Source organism: Pseudomonas sp. MWU13-2100, from assembly GCF_023242365.1.
In the GTDB taxonomy this organism is placed as follows: Bacteria; Pseudomonadota; Gammaproteobacteria; order Pseudomonadales; family Pseudomonadaceae; genus Aquipseudomonas.
This window is the reverse complement of sequence record NZ_JALLIX010000003.1, coordinates 114937-135495: the sequence shown is the minus strand read 5'-3', so window position 1 is coordinate 135495 and position 20559 is coordinate 114937. Positions and strand designations below refer to the sequence as shown.

Annotated in this window: 20 protein-coding genes; 6 read left to right on the top strand and 14 right to left on the bottom strand. The window is 61.0% G+C overall.

Annotated elements, in window-relative coordinates:
• Positions 1 to 165 precede the first annotated feature (165 nt).
• The 8 genes from M5B99_RS03615 to M5B99_RS03580 all read right to left on the bottom strand — a co-directional run bounded on the left by M5B99_RS03615 (position 166) and on the right by M5B99_RS03580 (position 9349).
• Positions 166 to 900, bottom strand: coding sequence for an amino acid ABC transporter ATP-binding protein (locus tag M5B99_RS03615; RefSeq protein WP_103494181.1), 735 nt, complete (start codon positions 898 to 900; stop codon positions 166 to 168).
• The gene (locus M5B99_RS03610; protein WP_103494180.1) at positions 897 to 1568 is read right to left on the bottom strand and encodes an amino acid ABC transporter permease; all 672 of its coding nucleotides are present in this window, start codon (positions 1566 to 1568) and stop codon (positions 897 to 899) included. The genes M5B99_RS03615 and M5B99_RS03610 overlap by 4 nt, the downstream gene beginning before the upstream one ends.
• Positions 1568 to 2314 (bottom strand): amino acid ABC transporter permease, encoded by a 747-nt coding sequence (locus M5B99_RS03605; RefSeq protein WP_248802683.1) that lies wholly within the window; start codon positions 2312 to 2314, stop codon positions 1568 to 1570. The genes M5B99_RS03610 and M5B99_RS03605 overlap by 1 nt, the downstream gene beginning before the upstream one ends.
• 199 nt (positions 2315 to 2513) lie before the next feature.
• Positions 2514 to 3428, bottom strand: a complete 915-nt coding sequence (locus M5B99_RS03600; protein WP_248802682.1) for a glutamate/aspartate ABC transporter substrate-binding protein — start codon at positions 3426 to 3428, stop codon at positions 2514 to 2516.
• Positions 3429 to 3954: 526 nt separating this feature from the next.
• Positions 3955 to 5493, bottom strand: coding sequence for a glycerol-3-phosphate dehydrogenase (glpD, locus tag M5B99_RS03595; RefSeq protein ID WP_248802681.1), 1539 nt, complete (start codon positions 5491 to 5493; stop codon positions 3955 to 3957).
• A gap of 379 nt (positions 5494 to 5872) precedes the next feature.
• Positions 5873 to 6628, bottom strand: coding sequence for a DeoR/GlpR family transcriptional regulator (locus M5B99_RS03590; RefSeq protein ID WP_248802680.1), 756 nt, complete (start codon positions 6626 to 6628; stop codon positions 5873 to 5875).
• 271 nt (positions 6629 to 6899) lie between these two features.
• The gene (gene glpK / locus M5B99_RS03585) at positions 6900 to 8405 is read right to left on the bottom strand and encodes a glycerol kinase GlpK (RefSeq protein ID WP_248802679.1); all 1506 of its coding nucleotides are present in this window, start codon (positions 8403 to 8405) and stop codon (positions 6900 to 6902) included.
• 92 nt (positions 8406 to 8497) lie between these two features.
• A complete protein-coding gene (locus tag M5B99_RS03580) occupies positions 8498 to 9349 on the bottom strand; it encodes an MIP/aquaporin family protein (RefSeq protein ID WP_248802678.1) in 852 nt (283 codons plus the stop codon).
• A gap of 372 nt (positions 9350 to 9721) precedes the next feature.
• On the opposite strand from M5B99_RS03580, the gene ybaK reads away from it, so the two are divergent.
• Entirely contained in the window at positions 9722 to 10192 is a 471-nt protein-coding gene (gene ybaK / locus M5B99_RS03575; RefSeq protein ID WP_248802677.1) for a Cys-tRNA(Pro) deacylase, read from the top strand.
• A 13-nt stretch (positions 10193 to 10205) separates the two neighbouring features.
• Here the strand turns inward: ybaK and M5B99_RS03570 are convergent, their stop codons facing one another.
• Positions 10206 to 11255 carry an ABC transporter ATP-binding protein gene (locus M5B99_RS03570; protein WP_248802676.1) on the bottom strand — a complete coding sequence of 350 codons (1050 nt, stop codon included), beginning with the start codon at positions 11253 to 11255 and terminating at the stop codon, positions 10206 to 10208.
• The gene (argF, locus tag M5B99_RS03565; protein WP_248802675.1) at positions 11252 to 12172 is read right to left on the bottom strand and encodes an ornithine carbamoyltransferase; all 921 of its coding nucleotides are present in this window, start codon (positions 12170 to 12172) and stop codon (positions 11252 to 11254) included. The genes M5B99_RS03570 and argF overlap by 4 nt, the downstream gene beginning before the upstream one ends.
• A gap of 418 nt (positions 12173 to 12590) precedes the next feature.
• Here argF and M5B99_RS03560 point away from each other — a divergent pair, with 418 nt between their 5' ends.
• The 3 genes from M5B99_RS03560 (at position 12591) to grxD (ending at position 15698) form a co-directional block, all read left to right on the top strand.
• Positions 12591 to 12881, top strand: a complete 291-nt coding sequence (locus M5B99_RS03560) for a hypothetical protein (protein ID WP_248802674.1) — start codon at positions 12591 to 12593, stop codon at positions 12879 to 12881.
• Positions 12882 to 13016: 135 nt separating this feature from the next.
• Positions 13017 to 15122, top strand: coding sequence for a molybdopterin oxidoreductase family protein (locus tag M5B99_RS03555; protein WP_248802673.1), 2106 nt, complete (start codon positions 13017 to 13019; stop codon positions 15120 to 15122).
• A 234-nt stretch (positions 15123 to 15356) separates the two neighbouring features.
• Positions 15357 to 15698: a Grx4 family monothiol glutaredoxin gene (gene grxD / locus M5B99_RS03550; RefSeq protein WP_103494169.1), complete on the top strand. Its 342-nt coding sequence runs from the start codon at positions 15357 to 15359 to the stop codon at positions 15696 to 15698.
• A 177-nt stretch (positions 15699 to 15875) separates the two neighbouring features.
• Here grxD and bfr read toward each other — a convergent pair whose 3' ends face one another.
• Both bfr and M5B99_RS03540 read right to left on the bottom strand, forming a co-directional pair.
• A complete protein-coding gene (gene bfr, locus M5B99_RS03545; RefSeq protein WP_248802672.1) occupies positions 15876 to 16346 on the bottom strand; it encodes a bacterioferritin in 471 nt (156 codons plus the stop codon).
• Between the two features lie 200 nt (positions 16347 to 16546).
• Entirely contained in the window at positions 16547 to 16765 is a 219-nt protein-coding gene (locus M5B99_RS03540; RefSeq protein ID WP_248802671.1) for a bacterioferritin-associated ferredoxin, read from the bottom strand.
• Between the two features lie 286 nt (positions 16766 to 17051).
• Between M5B99_RS03540 and M5B99_RS03535 the strand changes: the two genes are divergently transcribed.
• Positions 17052 to 17654 carry a peroxiredoxin gene (locus M5B99_RS03535; protein WP_121134265.1) on the top strand — a complete coding sequence of 201 codons (603 nt, stop codon included), beginning with the start codon at positions 17052 to 17054 and terminating at the stop codon, positions 17652 to 17654.
• Between the two features lie 77 nt (positions 17655 to 17731).
• Here M5B99_RS03535 and rnt read toward each other — a convergent pair whose 3' ends face one another.
• Both rnt and pyrC read right to left on the bottom strand, forming a co-directional pair.
• Positions 17732 to 18409, bottom strand: coding sequence for a ribonuclease T (rnt, locus tag M5B99_RS03530; RefSeq protein ID WP_248802670.1), 678 nt, complete (start codon positions 18407 to 18409; stop codon positions 17732 to 17734).
• Positions 18406 to 19452: a dihydroorotase gene (pyrC, locus tag M5B99_RS03525; RefSeq protein WP_248802669.1), complete on the bottom strand. Its 1047-nt coding sequence runs from the start codon at positions 19450 to 19452 to the stop codon at positions 18406 to 18408. The genes rnt and pyrC overlap by 4 nt, the downstream gene beginning before the upstream one ends.
• 158 nt (positions 19453 to 19610) lie before the next feature.
• Between pyrC and M5B99_RS03520 the strand changes: the two genes are divergently transcribed.
• Complete coding sequence (locus M5B99_RS03520; RefSeq protein WP_248802668.1) at positions 19611 to 20534, top strand: flagellar protein MotY; 924 nt, start codon at positions 19611 to 19613, stop codon at positions 20532 to 20534.
• Positions 20535 to 20559: the final 25 nt, after the last annotated feature.

The following is a 20559-nucleotide window of genomic DNA, read 5'->3' as shown; positions in this document are numbered from 1 at the left end:
TTACGCATGACCTGATGTGGGAGTGGTGCTTGTGTGGGAGCGGAGCTTGCCCGCGAAGGCGACCTTGAGATCGCTAAAAGCTTCGCGGGCAAGCTCCGCTCCCACACACTCCCACAATGTCCGCTCCCCAAACAGCTATGGCGCTGTACTGGGAGCTGTGTCGTTTCAGTGCTGCAGGATCTTCTCGAGGAAATGCTGCGCACGTTCCGAACGGGCACTGATGTCGCCGAAGAACTCGTCCTTGTTGCAGTCCTCGATGATCTTGCCCTGGTCCATGAAGATCACCCGGCTGGCGACCTTGCGCGCAAAGCCCATTTCGTGGGTCACGCACATCATGGTCATGCCTTCCTGGGCCAGTTGCACCATTACGTCGAGCACTTCGTTGACCATTTCCGGGTCGAGCGCCGAGGTCGGTTCGTCGAACAGCATCACCACCGGGTCCATCGCCAGGGCGCGGGCAATCGCCACACGCTGCTGCTGGCCACCGGAGAGCTGCCCCGGGTGTTTGTGGGCGTGGGCCGACAGGCCGACGCGATCAAGCAGTTGCAGGCCTTTGCTGGTCGCTTCTTCCTTGCTGCGGCCAAGGACCTTGATCTGGGCGATGGTCAGGTTTTCGGTAATGGTCAGGTGCGGGAACAGCTCGAAATGTTGAAATACCATGCCGACCCGCGAACGCAGCTTCGGCAGGTTGGTCTTCGGGTCGGCGATGGAGGTACCGTCGACCACGATGTCGCCTTTCTGGAAGGGCTCCAGGGCGTTCACGCATTTGATCAGGGTGGACTTGCCCGAGCCCGAAGGGCCGCAGACTACCACCACTTCACCCTTGCTGACCTCGGTGCTGCAATCGGTCAGCACCTGGAAGTCGCCATACCACTTGTTGATGTTCTTGATAGAGATCATACGGCAAACCTTTTTTGCAGACGCTTGACCAGCAGCGAGGCGGCAAAGCTGATTGTGAAGTAGACCAGACCTGCGAAGATCAGGAATTCATTGGAGCGGCCGATGATGTCGCCGCTGGAGCGCGAGGCGTTGAGGAAGTCCACCAGGCCCACGGTGTAGACCAGCGAAGTGTCCTGGAACAGGATGATGCTCTGCTGCAACAGCAGCGGGGTCATCTTGCGGAACGCCTGGGGCAGGATGATCAGGCGCATGGTCTGGCCATAGCTCATGCCCAGGGCCTGGGCCGCGCCCATCTGACCCTTGGCGATCGACTGCACGCCGGCCCGGACGATTTCGCAGAAGTACGCCGCTTCGAACATCATGAAGGCCACGATGCAGGAGGCGAACGCGCCGATCGGCGTGTCTTCTCCGGTGATCCAGCGCAGGACGAACGGCACCGCCAGGTAGAACCAGGTGATCACCAGCAGCAGCGGGATCGAGCGGAAGTAGTTGACGTAGGCGCCGGCGACGTTGGCCAGCAGCTTGTTCGAAGACAAGCGCATCAACGCCAGGAGCGTACCGATGACCAGGCCGCCGACGACACCCAGCACCATCAGTTGCAGGGTCATCAACATGCCGTTCCAGAGACCGGGAATGGCCGGAACGATGCCACTGAAATCGAAGTCCATTATTTACCCCCCACGGAGATCAGGCCGGGCACCGCGACTTTTTTCTCGATCAGACGCATCAGCAACATCAGGCTCATGTTCAGGGTGAAGTAGATCAGCGTCGCCAGAGTGAAAGCTTCGAACAGATTGGCGGAGAACTCGGCGGTCTGCTTGGTCTGCGCGAGCAGTTCCATCAAGCCGATCAGCGAGGCCACGGAGGAGTTCTTGAAGACGTTGAGGAATTCCGAGGTGAGTGGCGGGATGATGATCCGGTAGGCTTGCGGCAGCAGCACGTTCCAGTAGATCTGCGGCAGCTTGAAGCCCATGGCGCGGGCCGCCGATTCCTGGCCGCGGGGCAACGCCTGGATACCGGTGCGCACTTGTTCGCAAACCCGGGCGGCGGTGAACAGGCCCAGGCAGACCACGACACTCAGGTAGGCCGAGGTGGTCGGATGCAGGTCCTGCTTGTACCAGTCCTGCAGGTTTTGCGGCAGCAGGTCGGGTACCAGGAAGTACCAGATGAACAGTTGCACCAGCAGCGGCACGTTACGGAAGATTTCCACGTAGACCGTGGCAATGCCCGATACCACGCGGTTCGGTACGGTGCGCATCACACCCAGCAGCGAGCCGAGGATCAGCGCAACGATCCAGGCCACCACGGCGATGGCGATGGTCCAGCCCAGCCCGGAGATGAACCAGTCGAGATACGTCTCGCTGCCCACGCCGGTGGACTTGAAGAACACGCCCCAGTCCCAGTTGTAATTCATTCGGGTCTCCCCTTGGATCAATCAGTGGTCACGCACGTGCTTCCCGGGGCTCCGCCCCACCTGACGTGCTCCGTCAGGCACACGCGTACCGCTCGCGGTCCGAGTGTCTTTCCCGTCTCAATAGAAGAAGCCAGTACAGCAGGTGTCGACAAACTCCCGGGCGCGCGCTGGCGCCGCCGGGAGTCCGCTCAGGGGTGAATCAGATTTTTTTGTCCGGTGCCGGCTTGTCGTTCGGATTGGCCAGCAGCGCCTTGAGCTCTTCGCTCATCGGGAAGTTCAGGTTCAGGCCCTTTGGTGGGATCGGCTGGGTGAACCACTTGGCGTAGATCTTGTTGATCTCGCCGGACTTGTAGGTCGCGACGATGGCGTCATCCACGGCTTTCTTGAAAGCCGGATCGTCCTTGCGGACCATGCAACCATAGATTTCGTAGGACTGCGGGGTGCCGGTCACGGCCCAGTCATCAGGCTTCTTGGCCTTGGCCATTTCCCCGGCGAGCAGCGCGTCGTCCATCATGAAGGCCACGGCGCGTCCGCTTTCGAGCATGTTGAAGGCTTCGCCATGGTCCTTGGCGGAGATGACGTTCATGCCCATCTGCTTGTCGGCGTTCATCGCCTTGATGATGCGCTCGGACGTGGTGCCGGCGGTGGTCACGACGTTCTTGCCCTTGAGGTCGGCGAAGTCCTTGTAGGTGGAGTCTTTCTTCGACAGCAGGCGCGTGCCGATTTCGAAGATGCCGACCGAGAAGTCCACTTGCTGGCCGCGTTCGGCGTTGTTGGTGGTGGAGCCGCACTCGACGTCGACGGTGCCGTTCTGCACCAGCGGGATGCGGGTCTGCGAGGTCACCAGGTTGTACTTGACCTTGAGATCCGGCAGGCCGAGGTCTTTCTTGATGCCTTCGACAATGGCCAGTTGGATGTCGTGGGAGTAGCCGACTGGCTTGCCGGATGCATCCGCGATGTAGGAGAACGGAATGGAGCTGTCGCGATGCCCGAGGGTGATGGTGCCGGACTCTTTGATCTTCTTCAGGGTGCCGGTCAGTTCAGCGGCGAAAACTGGAGTACTGATCAGAGCAACAGCGATAGCTGCGCCCAGAAGCTGGGGAACGATGCGCATCAGATGATTTCCTCGAGATTGTTTTTCTTATGGAGCCGGTCAGCCGACTCTCGGGTACTTCGAACTGCTCATAGGGCCCAAGGGACGGCTTGAGCATTCGCTACAGAGTCTAGAGCACGACTCGTGCCAGGCTCGCGGCTATGGTTTTAGCTATTGATTTTAAAGGAGATTATGTTTGTTTCGAGGGATTTCAGAGCGTCTGACGTCCGGTTCACCGAATGGCTGGCGAAGGGCTGTTCGGAAAACCGAATAGAAGGGGGGCTGTAGGACGGAGCTTGTATTCGAGGACTTCTATGATCGTGAGGGCGCTTTTCCAGGTTCAGAGCGAGCTCAAGTCTGGTGGATATCTGTGGCGAGCGGGCTTGCCCGCGCTGGGCTGCGACGCGCCCCTGAAACCGCTGAAATCGGTGCATCAGGTAGACCGAGATAAGCGGTTTTGCGACTGCTGCGCAGTCGAGCACGGGCAAGCCCGCTTGCCACAAGACGCGTTCGGCTTCAACTCTCCTGTATTCAGGAGGGGCCTGAATCAGGCCGCTTCGATCTTGCCGCGGTGCTGCTCGACCTTGTCCAGGTAGTGCTGCAACTGTTGCTGCTCGGCCGCCGTGGTGAACAGGCCCAGCTTGCTGCGGCGCCAGAGGATATCCACTGCCGTGCAAGCCCACTCTTCGCTGCACAGGTAATCGACTTCGCGGGTATAGAGGCCGCCGCCGAGGTGTTCACCCAGGTCGCTCAGGTTCTGCACGCCCTCCAGCAGGCGCCAGGTGCGGCTGCCGTAGGTGCTTGCCCAGCGCCGGGCGATCTCGCTCGGAACCCAGTCGAAGCGGGTGCGGATCTCGTGACTCAGGGCCTGGCGCGTGGTCATGTCTTCGCCGCCGGGCAAAGTCGAGGTGGCGGTCCAGCTCGGCTTCATCTGCTTGAAGAACGGTGCCAACTGGGCCAGCGCCGACTCGGCGAGCTTGCGGTAGGTGGTCAGCTTGCCGCCGAACACCGACAGCAGCGGTGCCTCATCGTTGCCGCCGGACAGGGCCAGGGTGTAATCGCGAGTGACCGCCGAAGGGTTGTCGGACTCGTCGTTGCACAGCGGCCGAACGCCGGAGTAGCTGTGCACGATATCGCTGCGGGCAAGCTGCTTCTTGAAGTGTGCATTGACTACTTTGAGCAGGTAGTCGGTTTCGGCGTCAGTGATGCTGACCTTGGCCGGGTCGCCCTGGTATTCGCGGTCGGTGGTGCCGATCAGGGTGAAACGGTCCAGGTACGGAATGGTGAAGACAATGCGCTGGTCCTCGTTCTGCAGGATGTGCGCGTGCTCGCCTTCGTACAGACGGGGCACGATCAGGTGGCTGCCCTGGATCAGGCGGATGCCATAGGGCGATTCCAGCTTCAGGTCGTCCTTGATGAACTTGGCGACCCAGGGGCCGGCCGCGTTGACCAGGGCCTTGGCCTGGATCGAGAAGCGCGTGCCGTCGCCGCGTTCCATTTCCAGCTGCCACAGACCTTTGCCGCGACGGGCGCTGACGCAGCGGGTGCGGGTATGCACATGGGCGCCGCTCTCCCGCGCCGCCATGGCATTGAGTACCACCAGGCGCGCATCGTCGACCCAGCAGTCGGAGTATTCGAAACCCTTGGTGATTTCGGCCTTGAGCGCGCTGTCGGCACCGAACTTCAGGCTTTTCGAGGCGGCGAGCTTCTCGCGCTTGCCCAGGTGGTCGTAAAGGAACAGGCCGGCACGAATCATCCAGGCCGGACGCAGGTGCGGACGGTGCGGCAGGACGAAGCGCATCGGCTTGACGATATGCGGGGCCTTGGCAAGCAGGACTTCACGCTCGGCCAGGGCTTCGCGCACCAGGCGGAATTCGTAATGTTCCAGATAACGCAGGCCGCCGTGGATCAGTTTGCTGCTGGCCGAGGAGGTGTGGCTGGCCAGATCGTCCTTTTCGCAAAGGAACACCGAGAGACCGCGACCGGCTGCGTCCGCGGCAATCCCGACACCATTGATACCACCACCAATCACGGCGATGTCATACAGCTCGGCAAGGGGTGGGGCAGGCAAGGTACTGGGGGTCATCGGTGAGCCTCGCAGGGTCTTCTCTATATTTGAATTCGAACATTAATGTTCATTTTCGAAAATAGTAGCGGATAAACAGGCCCGCGACCAGTGAGTCCTGATTGAAAAAATCCATCAGGACGGCTGGAAAGGAAAATTATCGAACATTGTAGGGCGAGAGCCGCGTAGGCGCTGTGGCGAGCGGGCTTGCTCTAAGGCCAGTCTTAAGGTCGAACACCGTCCCTGTGGGAGCAGAGCTTGCTCGCGAAGAGGTCCTTGAGGCCGCTAAAAGCTTCGCGGGCAAGCACCGCTCCCACAGGTTAATGACGATCTCAATATCCCCCACTTGACTGACTGGCCTTAGGGCAAGCCCGCTCGCCACAGGGGGCAGGCCTGAGCCTCAGACCACTTCCAGGCGGATCTTGTGCTGGTGCAGCAGTTGGGCCAGTGCCGGTACGGGCGCCTGGTCGGTCACCAGGCAGTCGATCAGGGTGATCGGCCCCAGGCGCACCATGGCATTGCGCCCGAACTTGCTGGAGTCCGCGGCCAGGATGACTTGGCGGGCATTGGCAATGATCGCTTGGGAAACCCGCACTTCCTGGTAGTCGAAGTCCAGCAGGCTGCCGTCTTCGTCGATGCCGCTGATGCCCACCAGGGCGAAGTCGACCTTGAACTGGTTGATGAAGTCGACGCTGGCCTGGCCCACTACGCCGCCGTCACGGCGCACGTTGCCGCCGGCCAGTTGCACTTCGAAATCGTCCTTGGCGCTGAGGATCGAGGCGACATGCAGGTTGTTGGTGATGATCTTCAGGTGGCTGTGATTGAGCAATGCCCTGGCGATGGATTCGGTGGTGGTGCCGATATTGATGAACAGCGAGGCGTGATCAGGGATATGGGCGGCGATGGCCTCGGCGATGCGTTGTTTTTCATCGCGCATCTGGTCGGCGCGCATGGCGTAGGCGGTGTTTTCCACGCTGGAATCGTAGGCCGCGCCACCGTGGTAGCGGCGTAGCAGATTGGAGTCCGCCAGTTGGTTGATATCGCGGCGGATGGTTTGCGGGGTCACGACAAAAAGCTGGGCCATTTCCTCGATGCTGACATAACCGCGTTCGCGGACCAGTTCGAGGATTTGCTGCTGGCGGGGAGGCAGATTCATTGGGCGTCCTTTGGGCTGCCGTACAAATTCCTCCATCATGCCGCAGGAAGGACCTGTCTGCCACTTGCGGGGCCAATCAATCGTGAATGTACGCAGATTGCGTCGTAAACCACGCCGGTGCCTGTCGCTTAAACCGTGTGGCGAAGGGGACAGGACAGTGGATGTGTCACAACTCCTGTGGGAGCCGGCTTGCCGGCGAAGAGGCCCTTGAGCCTTGCTGCGCCCATTCGGACGCCATCGCCAGCAAGCCGGTTCCTACAAGGGAGGCGGCTTAGTTGCTGTCTTCGTGGGGTTCCCAATCGCGGGTACGGCTCACTGCTTTCTGCCAGCCGGCGTAGAGTTTTTCCTTCTCGGCCTCAGGACGCTGCGGCTCGAACTCGCGCTCGATCACCGCCTTGCCCCGCAACTCTTCCAGGCTGCCCCAGAAACCGCACGCCAGGCCGGCCAGGTAGGCCGCGCCGAGTGCCGTGGTTTCGCGCATTTGCGGACGTTCGACCCGGGTCCCGAGAATGTCGGCCTGGAACTGCATCAGGAAGTTGTTGGCTACCGCGCCGCCGTCCACGCGCAGAGCCTTGAGGCGTTCGCCCGAGTCCTGTTGCATGGCGTCCAGTACGTCGCGGGTCTGGTAGGCGATCGACTCCAGGGCGGCACGAATGATGTGATCGACCTTCACCCCGCGTGTCAGGCCGAACAGCGCGCCACGGGCATAGGGGTCCCAGTACGGTGCGCCGAGGCCGGTGAAGGCCGGTACCAGGTACACGCCGTTGCTGTCCTTGACCTTGCTGGCGAAGTATTCGGTATCGAATGCGTCGTTGATGATCTTCAGTTCGTCACGCAGCCACTGGATGGTCGAGCCGCCGTTGAAGACCGCGCCTTCCAGGGCGTATGCCACTTCGCCGCGTGGGCCGCAAGCGATGGTGGTGAGCATGCCGTGCTTGGAACGGACCGCCTTGGTGCCGGTGTTCATCAGCAGGAAGCAGCCGGTGCCGTAGGTATTCTTCGCCTGGCCCGGTTCCACGCACATCTGGCCGAACAGGGCGGCCTGCTGGTCGCCGGCGATACCGCCGATGGCGATGCCGCTCTTGGTGTGGCCGTAGATCTCCGAGGACGACTTCACTTCCGGGAGCATTTCCCGGGGAATGTCGAGGATTTCCAGCATCTTCGAATCCCATTCCAGGGAGTGGATATTGAAGAGCAGGGTGCGCGAGGCGTTGGTGTAGTCGGTGACGTGGGTCTTGCCGCCGGTGAATTTCCAGATCAGCCAGCTGTCGATGGTGCCGAACAGCAACTCGCCGTTGCGCGCGCGTTCACGGCTGCCTTCGACGTTGTCGAGGATCCACTTCAGCTTGGTGCCGGAGAAGTACGGGTCGGTGACCAGGCCGGTGGTTTCGCGGATGTACTCTTCGTGACCGTCGCGCTTGAGTTGCTGGCAGATTTCGGTGCTGCGGCGGCACTGCCAGACGATGGCGTTGTAGATCGGCCGGCCGCTGACCTTGTCCCAGACCACGGTGGTTTCACGCTGGTTGGTGATACCGATGGCGGCGACCTGGTCGTGATGCAGACCGGCTTGCGCCAGGGCTTCGACCATTACCGCGCTCTGGGTGGCGAAGATTTCCATCGGGTCGTGTTCGACCCAGCCGGCTTGTGGATAGTGTTGCTGGAATTCGCGCTGGGCGGTGCCGACCACGTTGGCGTTGCGATCGAAGATGATCGCCCGCGAGCTGGTCGTACCCTGATCGAGGGCAATGATGTAGTTCTTATTCTGAGTGTCGGTCATTTTCGATTGCCTTGATGAATATAGGGAAAAGTGCCGGGATGAGCGCCCTCAGGGAGAAGGGCGCTCACAGGGACTGGCGTCTTGCAGGTGTTTCAGGAAGCCTGGACCTTTTTCGCAGCGGTCGCGGGTTCTTCCTGTATTGCAGGTTGGGCGCTGGGCAGATGGCGGGCAATCATCCCGCGATACAGCACGGCGCCGAGGCAGGCACCGACAATCGGTGCAAAGATCGGAATCAGGAAATACGGAATGTCGCGCCCGCCGGTGAAGGCGATATCACCCCAGCCGAAGAGGAAGGTCATCAGCTTGGGGCCGAAATCCCGCGCAGGGTTCATCGCAAAGCCGGTCAACGGACCCATCGCGCTGCCGATCACGGCAATCAGCAAGCCAATCAGCAGTGGCGCCAGCGGGCCGTTGGGCAGGCCGTTGTTGTCGTCGGTCAGGGACATGATCACGCCCATCAGGATCGCGGTGATCACCACTTCCACCAGGAACGCCTGGGCGGTGCTCAGCGCCGGGTTGGGGTAGGTGGAAAACACCGAAGCCAGTTCCAGGCTGGCCTGGGAGCCGCGGATCATATGGTGGGTTTGTTCGAAATCGAAGAACAGGTTGCTGTAGAGCGTGTAAACCAACGCGGCGGCACAGAAGGCGCCAGCGACCTGGGCGAGGATGTAGAACGGCAGTTTGCGTTTTTCGAAGTCAGCGAACAGGCACAGTGCAATGCTGACGGCCGGGTTCAGGTGAGCGCCGGAAACGCCGGCGGTCAGGTAGATCGCCATGCTCACGCCCATGCCCCAGATGATGCTGATTTCCCACAGGCCAAAGGTGGCGCCCGCGACCTTGAGCGCGGCAACGCAGCCGGTGCCGAAAAAGATCAACAGCGCGGTGCCGAGGAATTCGGCGATGCATTGGCCCGAGAGCGACGGTTGTTTTAAAGCGGTACTCATTGGACACCTCGATTTTTGTTGTTGTTAGACGCCCATCCGAATGATGGACGTGGACTTTCACCGATGCTCAGGAATTCCCGTCTCTGATTTCGGCTTACCGCTCGTTGTTACTGGATGCAGGACTGTAATCTTCAGATTCGAAAAAATATAGACAAGAAACGCTGATGTCAAAGGTCGAAAATGAACGATAGTCCACTTTTTTAGCTTTGGGCGCGTGAATGAGGATGATTTGTATGTAGGAAAAGAGTGCTTTTTGCGCGTTTATTGGCTCTGCTGATGCTAGGAGAAGCTTGAGGCCAGGCTTGTCATAGAGCCTTTTCGTCGAGAATGGCCTAAAATCCACGCTTGTCTTTCGAGTCGCCTGGACCTGCCATGACCCCCGCATTGGACCTGCTTAAAAAAGTTCGTGCCGAACATCGCGTGCACAGTTACGAACACGACCCGAAAGCCGCTTCCTATGGTCTGGAGGCTGCGGAAAAATTGGGGTTGGCCCCGGAGCGGGTGTTCAAGACGCTGCTCGCCAGTACGGAAAAGGCCGAATTACTGGTGGCGGTGGTGCCGGTCGTCGGAAGTCTGGACCTGAAGGCGTTGGCCCAGGCGGCGGGGGTCAAGAAGGTCGAGATGGCGGATCCGGCGGCGGCCCAGCGGGCCACCGGTTATCTGCTCGGCGGCATCAGCCCGCTCGGGCAGAAGAAGCGCCTGCGGACCTTTATCGATCAGAGCGCGCAGCCCTTCGTGAGTATTTTCGTCAGCGCCGGTCGTCGGGGCCTGGAGGTTGAGTTGGCGCCGGCAGTGCTGGCCGAGCATACCCAGGCGAAGTTCGCCGATATCGGCCGCGCCTGACCGCGTTGACGATCTATGCGGCGGGCTGGAACAGCACCAGGTGCTCGGCCGCCACGCGAATACCGACCCGGGTCCCTGGCAGGTGATCGACGTGGCTGGGGAAAATCGACTCCAACTGGCTGCCCGTGGGCAGTTGCAGGCGATACAGGGTCGAGGCGCCGAGGAAGGTCTTGCCGACGACTGTCGCCGTCAGTGCGCTGCCCGGGGCATGGACAATGTCATCCGGACGCAGCAACACATCCACCGCGCCGCCCAGCGGCCAGGGGTAGGCCCGATTGCCGCGCAGCACGCCCAGTTCGGTCTGTACCGACTCGGGGCTGCTCAGTTGCCCTCGAATGAAGTAGCCCTGGCCGACAAAACTCGCGACGAAAGGTGTCTGTGGTTCGTGATAGAGGTTGTAGGGCGTATCCCATTGCTCCAGGCGGCCCTCTTTGAATACGCCGACCTGGTCGCTGACGGCGAAGGCTTCTTCCTGATCGTGGGTCACCAGGATCGCGCTGGTACCGCGTTGCTTGAGGATGTCCCGGACTTCCTGGCTGAGCTTGCGCCGCAGCTCGACGTCAAGGTTGGAAAACGGCTCGTCGAGCAACAGCAATTGCGGTTCCGGGGCCAGCGCGCGGGCCAGTGCCACCCGTTGCTGCTGGCCACCGGACAGTTCGTGGGGGTAACGCTTGCCCAGCCCTTTGAGATTGACCAGCTCGAGCATTTCTTCGGTGATCCGAGCCTTGCGCGGGTGCAGGCGAATGCCGAAGGCGATGTTGTCGGCGACACTCAGGTGCGGAAACAACGCGTAGTCCTGGAACACCATGCCAATCCGACGTCTCTCCGGCGCGAGAGTGAAACCGGTACGGGAAATGACTTCGCCGGCCAGTTGGATCTCGCCCTCGTGCACCGGCTCGAAACCGGCAATCGCTCGCAGGGTGGTGGTCTTGCCGCACCCGGAGGCACCCAGCAGGCAGCCGATGTCGCCGGCGTTGAGGTGCAGGTTGAGGTGCTGCACCACCCGTTGCGCCTGGTAGCCGCAGGATAGGTCATGCAGCTTCAACAGCAACGAATCACTCATGCAGGGCGATACGCCGGTGCCACCAGGAATTCGAGCAGGGCCTTTTGCGCATGCAGGCGGTTTTCCGCCTGGTCCCAGGCGACCGAGCGCGGGTCGTCGAGCAGGTCGAGGCTGATTTCCTCGCCGCGGTGGGCGGGCAGGCAGTGCAGGAACAGTACGTCGGGCGCGGCCAGGTCGAGCAGTTCGCGGGTGACTTGCAGGGGCGCGAACAGGGCCAGGCGCTTGGCGGTTTCTTCTTCCTGGCCCATGGAGGTCCAGACATCGGTGCTCACCAGGTGCGCGCCATGTACCGCCGCCCGCGGATCGCGGACCAGTTGGACGCGCGCGCCGGCCTGGGCCAGCAGGGCCGGGCTGGGGTCATAACCCTCGGGGCAACTGACCCGCAGCTGGAAGTCGAACTGGATCGCCGCTTCGATATAGCTGTTGCACATGTTGTTGCCGTCGCCGATCCAGGTCACGGTCTTGCCCTGGATCGAGCCGCGATGTTCGAGGAATGTCTGCATGTCCGCGAGCAACTGGCAGGGATGCAGGTCATCGGACAGGCCGTTGATCACCGGTACGCGCGAGTTGGCGGCGAACTCGGTCAGGGTGCTGTGCTTGAACGTGCGGAGCATGACTGCGTCGAGCATGCTCGACAGGACGATGGCGCTGTCGCCGATAGGCTCGCCCCGACCCAGTTGGGTATCGCGCGGCGAGAGGAAAATCGCCTGGCCGCCGAGCTGGATCATGCCGGCTTCGAACGACACGCGGGTGCGCGTCGAGGACTTCTCGAAAATCATCCCGAGAATCCGACCCTTGAGTGGCTCGAAGAGTACGCCGCGGTCACGCAGGTCCTTCAGCTCGATGCCTCGACGAATCACGCTGACCAGCTCTTCGGGCGTGCAATCCATCAGGGAGAGAAAGTGCCTTGCGCTCATCATTAACTACCTTTTTGCAACAGACCGCAGATACTCAAAGCCGGGTTTTACGGAAAAACGGGCGAGACCTGCGGCGTAAGCCGCACGGGGCGACGAAATAGGGGAAGACGCGATCGTATAAGAAAATGTCGCGTGTTACCAATAGGAGGCTTAGATTCAGGGCCGTTCGGGTCCGGCCGTTTCGATAGCCATGCTCTTTTTCCAAACCGATACATGCCTGTCTCCTGGCGACAGCAGGCCTTTGTACACTGTGGCCCAAAGTCTTGGCAATCGGCGGCGGCGGTCGCAGGCGAGCCCTGGTCGCTTTCTGACTGGCAAGGCCGCGCAATGGCATGCACGATGGGATTGATGGAAACATTTCCTAAACTAATCTGCTAGGTTGTAAAGTGTGTCACCGCGGACACAGGGAGGCTTTGGAATGGAATCGAAAGAGCAACAATTGATGGAACTACTGAAGCTGACGGCGCAGGCGCTGACCCATATGACCGCCTCCGTGACCTCGATGTCGTTCGAGTTGTTGCGCAGCGAGGATGAGGTCACCCGGGCGGCCGGTCGCCGGATGATCGATCGCATGGCGACCATCAGTTCCGGTCTCGACGAGCATTGGCGCCTGATCGGCGAGCTGACCGGGATCCATATGAGCCAGGAGCAGCTTGAGACCATTCAGGAGATCCAGTTGCAACCCGCACCGATGTTGCCCTCGGCCTGATTTTCGGGTCGTCATCGGTAGGCCTGATGCCCTCCGATTCACAAGATGAACGTCGCTGGCATGCTGCCCGGCGTGGGGCCATAGTTTTGTTCTCGCAACCGATTCGGGTTGCCTTGAACAAAACAGAGACTGGCCATGACCAAGACTCTCCATCACCGTGCGTGCCACCTGTGCGAGGCCATCTGTGGCCTGACCATCGAAACCACGACCAGCGAAGAGGCGGTGCGGATCACCTCGATCAAGGGCGATCCGCAGGATGCCTTCAGCCGTGGGCATATCTGTCCCAAGGCGGTGGCCTTGCAGGATATCCAGAACGACCCCGATCGCCTGCGCCAGCCGATGCGGCGCGTGGGCAGTGAATGGTTGCCGATCGAGTGGGATGAGGCCTTTGCCCTGGTGGCCGAACGGCTATCGGCGATCCAGGCCCGGCATGGCCAGAATGCCGTGGCGATCTATCAGGGCAACCCCAGCGTGCACAACTATGGGTTGATGACCCACAGCAACTACTTTCTCGGTCTGCTGAAAACCCGCAATCGCTTTTCCGCGACCTCCGTCGATCAATTGCCGCACCACCTGAGCAGCCATCTGATGTATGGCCATGGCCTGCTGCTGCCGATTCCGGATATCGATCACACCGATTTCATGCTGATCCTCGGCGGTAATCCGCTGGCTTCCAACGGCAGCATCATGACCGTGCCGGATGTGGAGAAACGTCTTAAGGCGATCCAGGCCCGCGGCGGCAAAGTGGTGGTGGTCGATCCCCGGCGCAGCGAGACGGCGGCTATCGCCGACCAGCACCTGTTCGTGCGCCCGGGCGGTGATGCGGCGTTGCTGTTCGGCCTGCTCAACACCTTGTTCGCCGAAGGGCTGACGCGTGCCACTCATCTGCCGGTCGACGGACTCGATGAAGTACGCCAGGCCGTGGCCGACTTCAGCGCCGAATCCATGAGCCCGCTGTGTGCGGTGCCGGCGGCGCAGATCCGCCAGTTGGCCCGGGACTTCGCCGCGGCGGACAAGGCGGTCTGTTATGGGCGGATGGGGGTCTCGACCCAGACGTTCGGTACCTTGTGTCACTGGCTGGTGCAGTTGATCAACCTGGTGACCGGCAATCTCGATCGGGTCGGCGGTGCCTTGTGCACGGAGCCGGCGGTGGACCTGGTGGCCTCGACTTCCGGTGGCCATTTCAATCGCTGGCAAAGCCGGGTCTCCGGGCTGCCGGAGTACAGCGGCGAACTGCCGGTGTCGGCCCTGGCCGAGGAGATGCTCAGTGAAGGGGAAGGGCAGGTGCGAGCCCTGGTGACGATCGCTGGCAACCCGGTGCTGTCCACGCCCAATGGCCGGCAACTGGAGCAGGCGCTGGACGGCCTGGAGTTCATGGTCAGTATCGACCTGTACATCAACGAGACCACCCGTTATGCCGACCTGATCCTGCCGTCGACCTCGGCCCTGGAAAACGATCACTACGACACCACTTTCAATATGTTCGCGGTGCGCAACGTCAGCCGGTTCAACAAGGCGATCCTGGCCAAGCCCGTGGGCGCGTTGCACGACTGGGAGATCTTTGTCGGCCTGGCCACGGCATTTTCCAGCCTGACCGGCCAGGTGCTCAAACCGACCATGGCCCCGGCGCAGATGATCGACATGGGTTTGCGGATGGGCATGTATGGCGATGCCTCGCCGCACCAGCTGTCGCTCAAGACCCTGGAGGATTTTCCCCATGGCGTTGATCTCGGCGCGCTCAAGCCCAACCTGGCGCCGCGTCTCAAGACGCCCGGGCAGCGGGTGCAGGCGGCGCCGGCGGTGATCCTCGCCGACCTCACCCGCTTCGCCGCGCAGCGGGTGCCGGCAGTCGGGGAATTGCTGATGATCGGTCGCCGGCATGTGCGCAGCAATAACTCATGGATGCACAACTATCACCGGCTGGTGAAGGGCAAGCCGCGCCATCAACTGCTGATGCACCCCGATGACCTGGCCAGCCGCAGCCTCGAGGATGGGCAGCGGGTACAGGTCAGTTCGCGGGTCGGCGTGATCGAGGTGGAGGTGCTCGCCAGCCTGGAGATGATGCCCGGCGTGGTCAGCCTGCCCCATGGTTGGGGGCATGCGCGGCCCGGGGTGAAAACGGCCATTGCCAGTGGTCAGCCGGGCTCCAGTGCCAATGACCTGACCGATGAGCGCCAGTTGGACCTGTTGTCGGGCAACGCGGCGCTGAACGGCGTGCCGGTTACCGTGGCCGCGGCCTGACAACACCTATTGATGTGGGAGCCGGCTTGCCGGCGCTGGTGTCCGCTGGATCGCCAGAAGCTTCGCGGGCAAGCACCGCTCCCACATTGGGTCTTCAGTCGTATGCGAGCTCTCGGTTCGGCACAAAACATTGTGATCGCCATGAATCGGGGAGACCGAGCACCACGCTCGGCTTTCCGTTACAATGCCTCACCGTGCCGACAACAGAGTCGGAAAGTTCAGAAGAGGTGCCTTGTGGATATCATCGAAACGATTAAAGAGCAGATTGCCAACAACACCATTCTGCTTTACATGAAAGGCTCGCCGAATGCTCCACAGTGCGGCTTTTCCGCCAAGGCCGCGCAGGCCGTGATGGGCTGCGGCGAGAAGTTCGCTTACGTGGACATCCTGCAGAACCCGGAAATCCGCGCCAACCTGCCGAAGTACGCCAACTGGCCGACGTTCCCACAACTGTGGGTCGGTGGCGAACTGGTCGGCGGCAGCGACATCATGGCGGAAATGTTCGCCAACGGTGAGTTGCAGGCCCTGGTCAAGGATGCAGCGACCAAAGCGGCAGCGGCCAAGACCGAAGCCTGAGTCGATTGCACCTGTAGGAGCCGGCTTGCCGGCGAGGTGGTAAGCCTTGTATCGATCTTGCTGACGTCATCGCCAGCAAGCCGGCTCCGACATCAGGGACAGGTGTTTGTTTTATCCGGCACCTATAAAAAAGCCCCGCCTCTGAACTAGAGCGCGGGGCTTTTTGATGGGCGCTGTTTATTCGCCCATCTGCGACTGCAGGTAGTTTTCGAGACCGACTTTGTCGATCAGGCCGAGTTGGGTTTCCAGCCAGTCGATATGTTCTTCCTCGGACTCGAGGATCTCTTCCAGCAGTTCGCGGCTGCCGAAGTCGCCGGTGGCTTCGCAGTGGGCAATGGCCACCTTCAGGTCGGCATGGCCGCTGCGTTCGATGCGCAGGTCACACTCGAGCATTTCTTTGGTGTGTTCGCCGATGTGCAGCTTGCCCAGATCCTGCACGTTGGGCAGGCCCTCGAGGAACAGGATGCGCTTGATCAGCTTGTCCGCGTGCTTCATCTCGTCGATGGACTCGTGGTACTCGTGCTTGCCCAGCTTGTTCAGGCCCCAGTCTTCATACATGCGCGCGTGCAGGAAGTATTGGTTGATCGCGACCAGCTCATTGGCAAGGATCTTGTTGAGATGCTGGATGACCGTGATATCGCCTTTCATGGTGGGGACCTGTCCTGTAATCGCTGACTATAAGAAAGAGTTTGATCCCGGCAACTTCGGGTGTCAAACCTAAGTTGTTGAATCTTATATGGAAATTAATCGAAATAAGAATGTTTGTGTTCCGCGTCTTAGCCCTAAGCGATTGAATTACAGACATAAAAAAACCGGACACGAGGTCCGGTTGTTTAAAAAATCATTCTTTACGCGGCAGAAAATTCCACCGGGTAAGGGAGCGCCGCCTGCTGGCTTTGCAACTCGGTCAGGGTTTCACGGACCACCTGCTTGGCCAGGCAGGCACATTTGCCGCATTGGCTGGCCACGCCGGTCGCTTGCCGCACGTCGCGATAGCTGCAGCAACCGTCGTAGATCGCTTCGCGGATTTGTCCATCGGTGACGCCAGTGCAGAGGCAGACATACATAAAGTGAGAACCATCGCTGATTAAGGCTCGATTGCGCTGGATCTTAATGTTAACGAGAATGATTGTCAAAGTGCTTTCGGTAAAGCTTCTGCCGGCTGGCTGCTTACCTGACGAATGGTGTCACTGCGCCGTGGGCGAGTTTGTAAAAAGCGTTGGGGGCAGTCGAAAAACGCGGTGTATGATGGTCGGTCCTTAGGAAGGTAGGTCAGGTCACAGTCCTGTCGTCTGCTTATGACAGGCTGGGTCGGACCTTAAGTTCTTCACCGCACACACCAGGAGATATTCAATGAGCGTACTCGTAGGCAAACAAGCCCCCGACTTCACCGTCCCTGCCGTACTGGGCAATGGCGAAATCGTTGACAGCTTCACCCTGTCCTCGGCCATCAAAGGCAAATACGGCCTGGTGTTCTTCTACCCACTGGACTTCACCTTCGTCTGCCCGTCCGAGCTGATCGCCCTGGACCACCGCATGGACGATTTCAAGGCGCGCAACGTTGAAGTCGTGGCCGTTTCGATCGACTCGCACTTCACCCACAACGCCTGGCGCAACACCGCCATCAACGACGGCGGCATCGGCAAAGTCAAATACACCATGGCTGCCGATATGAAGCACGAAATCGCCAAGGCCTACGACGTTGAGTCCGAAGGCGGCGTGGCGTTCCGTGGCGCGTTCCTGATCGACGACAAGGGTGTTGTCCGTTCGCAGATCATCAACGACCTGCCGCTGGGCCGTAACATGGAAGAACTGATTCGTCTGGTCGACGCCCTGCAATTCCACGAAGAGCACGGCGAAGTCTGCCCGGCCAACTGGAAAAAAGGTGACAAGGGCATGGACGCTTCGCCAGAAGGCGTTGCCAAGTACCTGACCGAGAACGCCGGCAAGCTGTAAGCAGCTGGCTTCACGCATAAAAAAACCGGTCTTCATGACCGGTTTTTTTATGCGCGGGGATTGCTTCGTCGACCGGATCAGTCGTTGTAGTCTTCCCAGCCGCCCATTTGTTTCCAGCGGTTGACGATGCCGCAGAACAGATCGGCGGTCTTCTCGGTGTCGTAGCGGGCCGAGTGGGCTTCGCGTCCGTCAAAGTCGATGTCGGCCGCTTGGCAGGCCTTGGCCAGTACGGTCTGGCCGTAGGCGAGGCCGGCGAGGGTGGCGGTGTCGAAGCTGGAGAACGGGTGGAACGGGTTGCGCTTCATGTCCAGCCGCGCCACGGCGGCGTTGAGGAAGCCCAGGTCAAAGCTGCTGTTGTGCCCGACCAGGATCGCGCGTTTGCAACCGTTGGCTTTCAGGGCCTTGCGCACACCCCGGAAAATGTCGGTCAGCGCGGTTTCTTCGCTGACGGCCATGCGCAGCGGGTGATCAAGCTTGATCCCGGTGAACTCCAGGGCCGCGGCTTCGACATTGGCGCCTTCGAACGGCTCGACGCGGAAGAAGTAGGTGTGTTCCGGGAACACAAAGCCTTTTTCGTCCATGCCGATGGTGGTCGCGGCGATTTCCAGCAGGGCGTCGGTGGCGGCGTTGAAACCGCCGGTCTCGACATCGACGACAACCGGCAGGTAGCCACGAAAGCGTGCGGCCATCGGGTGCCGGGAACCGGTACCGCCGCCATTGCCTTCCTGTTCGTCGTCGAAATGCTCTTCACTCACAGCGTTTTCTCCAGCAGGCGCCAGCGCAGTTTTTCACCGGCGCGCAGCGGGATGACTGACAGCTCGCCGAATGGCAGGCTGGTCGGGGCGGTCCATTCTTCACGGACCAGGGTGATCTGTTCGGTGTTCGCCGGCAGGCCATAGAAACGCGGGCCGTGCAGGCTGGCGAAACCTTCGAGCTTGTCCAGCGCGTTGCGCTGTTCGAAGGCCTCGGCGTACAACTCGATCGCGGCATAGGCGGTGTAGCAGCCGGCGCAACCGCAGGCGGCTTCCTTGGCGTGCTGGGTGTGGGGCGCCGAGTCGGTGCCGAGGAAAAACTTCGGATTGCCGCTGGTCGCTGCTGTCAGCAGGGCTTCCTGGTGCGTACCGCGCTTGAGGATCGGCAGGCAGTAGAAGTGCGGACGGATACCGCCCACCAGCATGTGGTTGCGGTTGTACAGCAGGTGATGGGCAGTGATGGTCGCGCCGACGTTGGCCGAGGCCTCGCTGACGAACTGCACCGCATCCGCCGTGGTGATGTGTTCGAACACCACTTTCAGGCTCGGGAAGCGTTCGACGACGCGGCGCATATGCTCGTCGATGAACAGTTTCTCGCGGTCGAATACGTCGACCTCGCCACGGGTGACTTCACCATGGATCAACAGCGGCATGCCGACTTCGGCCATGGTTTCCAGGGCCGGGAAGATCGTGTCGATGTGGGTCACGCCGGAGTCCGAGTTGGTGGTCGCGCCGGCCGGGTAGAGCTTGGCGGCGTGGACGAAACCGCTGGCCTTGGCGGCGCGGATGTCCTCGGGCTGGGTCCGGTCGGTGAGGTAGAGCACCATCAACGGTTCGAAGCGGCTGCCGGCCGGGCGCGCGGCGAGAATACGCTGGCGATAGGCGTCGGCTTCCTCGGCATTGCGTACCGGTGGCACCAGGTTGGGCATGATGATGGCGCGGCCGAAGGTGCGCGCAACATCCGCGACAGTGTGGGGTAACGCAGCACCATCGCGAAGATGAATATGCCAGTCGTCGGGACGCAGCAGGGTCAGGCGGTCGGACATTGGGGATTCCAGGCGGGTCGAACTGAAGGGAATGCTACCGGAAAAGACGGCCTCAGGCACTCGCTATCAAGTTTTGCCACGGCCAACCGATACCACAGAGGTAGGGCGTGGAATCGGCATGCCTGTCTTGACGATGTAGACATTCAGTGGAGCCTCCCGTGCGCCAGCGTTATTTAGCCTTGCTCAGTATGTTCGCCAGCCTGCCCGCCATGGCGATGACTTTCCAGACCCGTCTGGAGAGCATCGAGTGGAAGGTGGAAGGGGACAAGTTCGAGTGCCGGCTGAGCCAGCCGATCACCGATTTCGGTGCCGGCGAGTTCGTGCGCCGGGCCGGCGAGCAGGTGACTTTTCGCCTGAAATCCTACAACCACGTGCTCGATGGTGGTTCGGCGACCTTGCTCGCCGCCGCCGCGCCGTGGCAACCGGGGCGCGGCGACATCAACCTGGGCTCGGTACGGATCGGCAGTGGCGATGTGTTGTTCAACAGTTCCCAGGGCCAGGCCGGACGTCTGGTCAGTGGCTTGCTGGAGGGCCGTAGCCCGTTGCTGCGTCACTACTCGCGAGACGGCGGCGTATCGGAAGTGCGCCTGTTGCCGGTGAAGTTCAGCAAGGCCTACAGCGACTACCAGGAGTGCACGGCGAAACTGCTGCCGAAGAATTTCGACCAAGTGAAACAGGCACAGGTCGGCTTTCCCGGTACCGGCGTCGACCTCGATGCCCAGGCCAAGGCCGAGTTGCAGGTGATGCTCGACTTCATCAAGGCCGACCCGACCGTCAACCATATCGAACTCGACGGGCATTCCGACAATGCCGGCAATCGCCTGGCCAACCGTGACCTGTCGCGCCGCCGGGCGCTGGCGGTGATGGACTTCTTCAAGGCCAACGGCATCCCCGAATCGGAAATCGTCATGCGTTTCCATGGCGAACGTTATCCGCTGGTGCCGAACACCAGTGCGGCCAATCGGGCGAAGAATCGCCGGGTCAATATCCATCTGGAGCGTGTCCCGGTCGCCGAGAAGCCCGCTCCTGTTCCCGCACCCGCACCTACGGCCAGCGCGGGGAGTGCCGCGAAGACCTCCTGAAGCGGCTGTTTTCGTCGCGGCCTCG